We start from the raw sequence: 4,787 nt of genomic DNA, 5'->3' as shown, positions 1-4,787 counted from the left end.
AGGGCAGTGAATGTACAGCATTCCATGACCCAGCATACAGGAGGCGCTTTTTGTTTTGCAAACCGCATTTTAATTCATTACAGGAATAGCTCCTTAAAAATTTTTGTGCAAAAATTTTGTACAAGAGAAAGTTTAGTTGTTCAATCTCCTTCGAATGGACTGGAAATCAAGGAAACAATTGCATGAAAGAAAGCGATTTCAAGAATATATTACTACTAAGATATATGGCGGTCAATAACATCGTCACAAATTTGTAATATTTTTATCATTATTTGTGTTGACAGTTGAAATCACTCATGATTAGTAGTAAACTAGATTAATGCGAGGAGTCTTACCAGTAAGATTTTTTAAAGTTTAACGGTTATGGGGAAAACCTGAATTTTAGGAGGGGGAACATGAAACGGAAATACTTGCAGATCTTTTCCGCCGTTGCCTTTTCAGCCATTATTGTAAGCGCTTGCGGCGGAAATTCCGGAACCGGCGGATCAAAGGAAGTCGCCCCATCAGCGCAAACTAACGCTCCAAGCACGAAGTCTCAAGACGCTGCGCAGACTCAAGACAATACCAAGCCTAAGGAGGAACCGAAAGCTCAAGATACCGCAAAGCCGGAGAGCGCCCCAAGCAGGGGGACGAAAGAAATAACGATCACCGCAACCAATTTTAAATTCGACCAAACTGAAATCCATGTCAAAAAAGGCGACAAAATCAAATTGACCCTGAAGAACGAAAACGGCGTCCACGGCCTTGCCATACCGGATTTCGGCGTCAAGATTGACGGTTCGGGGACGGCGGAGTTCGTTGCCGATAAAGCGGGTTCCTTTGATTTCAATTGCTCCGTTTTGTGCGGACCCGGGCATGACGGTATGGTCGGCAAACTGATTGTCGAAGAATGATAAAAATCAAGCTGTCCCCAAGTTGCATATCTGCTCCTGCGGGACAGCTTTTTCCATGCCCATTCATTTGATCTGCGCAATCAGCGTCTCGACATCCGTCGTCGGAGCCTGACAGGCGAAGTTCGTGCAAACATAAGCGGTTGCCTGATGATCGACTTCATTTTTGCCTTTGGATAACGGAATCAGCTCATCCAACGCTTCAGCGGCATCCGGGGACCGAAGCACAATCAGGCTGTTGGGCAGAAACTTTTGATACACCTCGTGCAGCATCCGCTGCACCCCTTCATCCTCCGCTTTTCCGGCGATCACGATCTCCGTCGAGGGGCTTTGCTTCAGCAGCAAGCCGGTCAAAAATAAGGAATGTCCGGAAGGATAACGGTTCACGGCGCCGCCGAAAGCCTGCTGTGCTTGCTCGACAATATGTTCATACCGTTCGTTCATGGTGATTCGCGCAAGCCGGATCAGGTTGTAGAACGCTGCCGCATTTCCGGAAGGAACGGCTCCGTCATAAATTTCCTTCATTCGGGTCAGCAACTGTTCGCTGTCATGGCCGTAGAAAAAGAATCCGCCTTGCGAAGCGTCCCAGAACAGATCAATCATCTCGTCACTCAATTGGATGGCCCGCTTCAGAAGCTTCAGATCGAAGGTTACCTCATATAGCTCCAGACAGCCCCATAATAAAAACGCATAATCATCAATATAGCCGGGAATTGCCGCTTCTCCGTCGCGGTAACGCGCGAGCAGCCTTCCATCCTCCGCTCGGCGCAGCTGGTTCCAAATGAATTCCAAGGCTTTTTCCGCCGCTTTCGCATATACGGGATTGCCGAACGCTTTTGCCCCTTTGGCCAGAGCCATGATCATGAGCCCATTCCAGGAGGTCAAAATTTTATCATCCTTGTGCGGATGAACCCGTTTTTCCCTTGCTTCGAAAACACGCTGGCGCAGCTTCTCCAACCGCCCGGTCAGCTCGGAAATATCCATATGTTTGAGCTTGGCATATTGCTCCGGCGTATGGAATAACAGATTGGGAATGCTGCGGCCTTCGAAATTGCCTTCCGGCGAAATATCATACAAGCCGCAAAACCATTCTCCATCCTCTTTGCCCAAAACCTCGACAATCTCCTCGGGGGTCCATACGTAGAACTTTCCTTCCTCCCCTTCGCTGTCCGCATCCTCCGCAGAATAAAAAGCTCCGTCCGGATCGATCATGTCCCGCAGCACATAATCGAAAATCTCTTCCGCGACTTTACGGAAAAGCGGGTTTGCCGTGACCTGACAGGCCTCGATATACGTCATCGCCAGCAGCGCATTGTCATACAGCATCTTTTCAAAATGGGGGACCAGCCAGCGTTCGTCCGTCGAGTATCGGGCAAATCCCTTGCCGATATGATCGTACAGCCCCCCGCGATACATGGAAACCAGAGTATGTTCCACCATTTCCAAAGCATCCGCTTCGCCTGAATATATGTAATAGCGCAGCAAGAACGATAAGTTGTGCGACGTCGGAAATTTCGGAGCCGAGCCAAAGCCGCCGTACTGAGGGTCATAGGATTTGGCATACAGTTCATAAGCCTGATGCACGGTTTCTTCACCCGCTGCCCCCGTTTGCGGCAGCCCCGCGCGTTTGTTGATTTCTTCGATGATTCGATCCCCTGCCTCCAGCAGCTTATCGGTTTCATCCGTCCATTTCGCCGCAATTTGCGGCAGGATCTCCATCAGGCCATAGCGATTGTATTTGGCTTTTTTGGGAAAATACGTGCCGGCGAAAAAAGGCTTTTTATCGGGAGTCAGCACCACCGTCAACGGCCACCCTCCTTGGCCGATCATCGCCTGACAAACCGTCATGTATAAATGATCCACATCCGGACGCTCTTCCCGGTCGACCTTGATGGAGATGAAATGCTTGTTCAAAAGCGCAGCCACTTCCTCATCCTCGAATGATTCACGCTCCATCACGTGACACCAATGACATGTAGCCGTAGCATCTTCCTTTTCTTCAATATTTTGTTAGCCGAAGCTAGGAATATCCTATACTTAAAAATACCGGTTTGCTCTCCCTTGCTGCTTTGTTGAAGGCTTCTTCGCCCCATGGATACCAGTCAACAGGATTATAGGCATGCTGCAGTAAGTAAGGGCTTTTCTCGTTAATCAAACGGTTAGGTCTACTCTTGTGCTTTTCTGTATGATCGAACATATGCAATCATCCACCTTCTCATGACTAATTTTGGTTCTTGACAATTCAAGTTTAACATACGCCCAAGAAAAAGAAAAAACCCAAGCCATAGTCATAGAAATTTGATGTTCAATTGAATGTCGTCACCGTTTCGGCGGTACTCTCATCCGGAAATTGTCGCTACTCAAGTCAATGGGAACGCAGGGCTAGTCCAATAAGAGATTACAGCACTTTCTGCAAAAAGGACTTGGTTCGCTCATGAACCGGGCTGGTGAAAATATCTCGAGGTGCTCCCTGTTCCAGTATTTCACCCTTATCCATGAATATAACCCTGTGAGCCACTTCCTTGGCGAAGCCCATCTCATGGGTAACCACCAGCATTGTCATCCCCTCATTCGCAAGCTCCTTCATGACCTCAAGCACCTCGCCCACCAACTCCGGATCAAGTGCGGAGGTCGGTTCGTCAAACAGCATGATCCTGGGCTGCATCGCCAGCGCTCTTGCAATCGCCACCCTCTGCTGCTGACCGCCTGAAAGCCTCGACGGGTACTCATCTTTTTTATCTTCCAGTCCGACTTTCTTCAAAAGCTGCATGGCTGTTTCCACAGCAGTATTTTTAGGCACTTTTTTGACTATCATCGGCGCCTCTATGATATTTTGCAATACCGTCATATGGGGAAAAAGGTTGAACTTTTGGAAAACCATGCCCAGTTCGGCGCATATTTGCGAGACCTTTTTCTGTGATACCTTGAGCTGATCTCTTCCATCCACCCTTTCGTCGATCAGTTCCCCTTCAATATACACCTTTCCGCCGGTAATCCTCTCAAGATGGTTCAGGCATCTGAGCAGCGTACTTTTACCGGATCCGCTGGGGCCAATGATACATACAACCTCGCCTTTTTCGACGAATAGATTGATGTTGTTCAGTACCTGGAGGGAGCCAAATGACTTGCTGACGTTTTCCATTGTAATCATCATGAGACTGCGCCTCCTATTCGTAGACAGAGTATTTTTTCTCAAGCTTTTCAAAAATGAATGTGAAAAAAGTCGTTAAGCCAAGATAAAGAACCGCAGCCGGCATATAAACCGTAGCGACCGATTGGGCAGTGGAAATCTGATTGGTTACCTTCATCAGCTCAGTCATTCCAATCATAGCCACAAGAGATGAATCCTTAAGAAGGGCGATCAATTCATTTCCCACAGGCGGTATAAGGCGTCTGTAAGACTGCGGAATAATCACCCTGCTCATAGCCTGTCCATAGCTCATGCCCAATGCTTTGGCCGCTTCCAACTGCCCCTTGTCGATAGATTGAATTGCGGCCCTTATGATTTCCGCCAAATAAGCGGCCGAGTTCAAGCTCAAAGCCAGCAGTGCCGGTACCCATTGCCCCGGCAAAGTCAGCGCCGGATGTATTTTGGGCAGGGCGTAATAAATAAAAAACAACTGCATCAAAAGCGGGGTTCCTCTGAAAAGCCAGATATAAAACCAACATAGCCTGTCCAGGGCCTTATTTCTCGACAGCCTTCCTAGCGCCAGGAAAAGCCCTAGAAGTGCACCGAAAAAAACGGATACGATCGTGAGAAGGACTGTATTTCTGGCTCCCTCAAGCAAGGCGGGCATATTGTCATCAGCCACTTTAATTGACAGTGAATTCGGAACCGCCAATGACGGTGGTTTTTTGTTTTCGTCACCGACGTCAGTGTGGCGATCAGGATTCGCC

The 4,787-nt window shown here is 48.4% G+C and carries 5 protein-coding genes and 1 pseudogene; 2 read left to right on the top strand and 4 right to left on the bottom strand.

From position 1 onward, the window contains the following. Together VF724_RS20850 and VF724_RS20845 are read left to right on the top strand one after the other, a co-directional pair. Positions 1–186: hypothetical protein (locus tag VF724_RS20850; protein WP_371756157.1), on the top strand; the 186-nt coding region annotated here is incomplete at its 5' end. 209 nt (positions 187–395) lie between these two features. Beyond that, entirely contained in the window at positions 396–893 is a 498-nt protein-coding gene (locus VF724_RS20845; RefSeq protein WP_371756156.1) for a cupredoxin domain-containing protein, read from the top strand. Between the two features lie 63 nt (positions 894–956). Here VF724_RS20845 and VF724_RS20840 read toward each other — a convergent pair whose 3' ends face one another. From VF724_RS20840 to VF724_RS20825, 4 genes and pseudogenes are all read right to left on the bottom strand, one after another. Continuing rightward, positions 957–2,846, bottom strand: coding sequence for a thioredoxin domain-containing protein (locus VF724_RS20840; protein ID WP_371756155.1), 1,890 nt, complete (start codon positions 2,844–2,846; stop codon positions 957–959). A 67-nt stretch (positions 2,847–2,913) separates the two neighbouring features. Next, a pseudogene (locus VF724_RS20835) lies at positions 2,914–3,087 on the bottom strand (DUF255 domain-containing protein); the annotation flags it as partial. Between the two features lie 201 nt (positions 3,088–3,288). Further along, a complete protein-coding gene (locus VF724_RS20830) occupies positions 3,289–4,041 on the bottom strand; it encodes an amino acid ABC transporter ATP-binding protein (protein WP_371756158.1) in 753 nt (250 codons plus the stop codon). 16 nt (positions 4,042–4,057) lie between these two features. Beyond that, positions 4,058–4,787, bottom strand: a 730-nt coding sequence (locus VF724_RS20825) for an amino acid ABC transporter permease (RefSeq protein WP_371756154.1), incomplete at its 5' end; no start/stop codon positions are given.

The sequence above is a fragment of the Ferviditalea candida genome (genome assembly GCF_035282765.1).
In the GTDB taxonomy this organism is placed as follows: Bacteria; Bacillota; Bacilli; order Paenibacillales; family KCTC-25726; genus Ferviditalea; species Ferviditalea candida.
The sequence above is the reverse complement of the archived record's forward strand: the minus strand, read 5'-3'. Positions and strand labels throughout refer to the sequence as shown.

Excerpts from the sequence above, each read along its gene's own strand:
- VF724_RS20845 (WP_371756156.1), top strand. The coding sequence starts at position 396 with ATGAAACGGAAATACTTGCAGATCTTTTCCGCCGTTGCCTTTTCAGCC.
- VF724_RS20840 (WP_371756155.1), bottom strand. The coding sequence starts at position 2,846 with ATGGAGCGTGAATCATTCGAGGATGAGGAAGTGGCTGCGCTTTTGAAC.
- VF724_RS20830 (WP_371756158.1), bottom strand. The coding sequence starts at position 4,041 with ATGATTACAATGGAAAACGTCAGCAAGTCATTTGGCTCCCTCCAGGTA.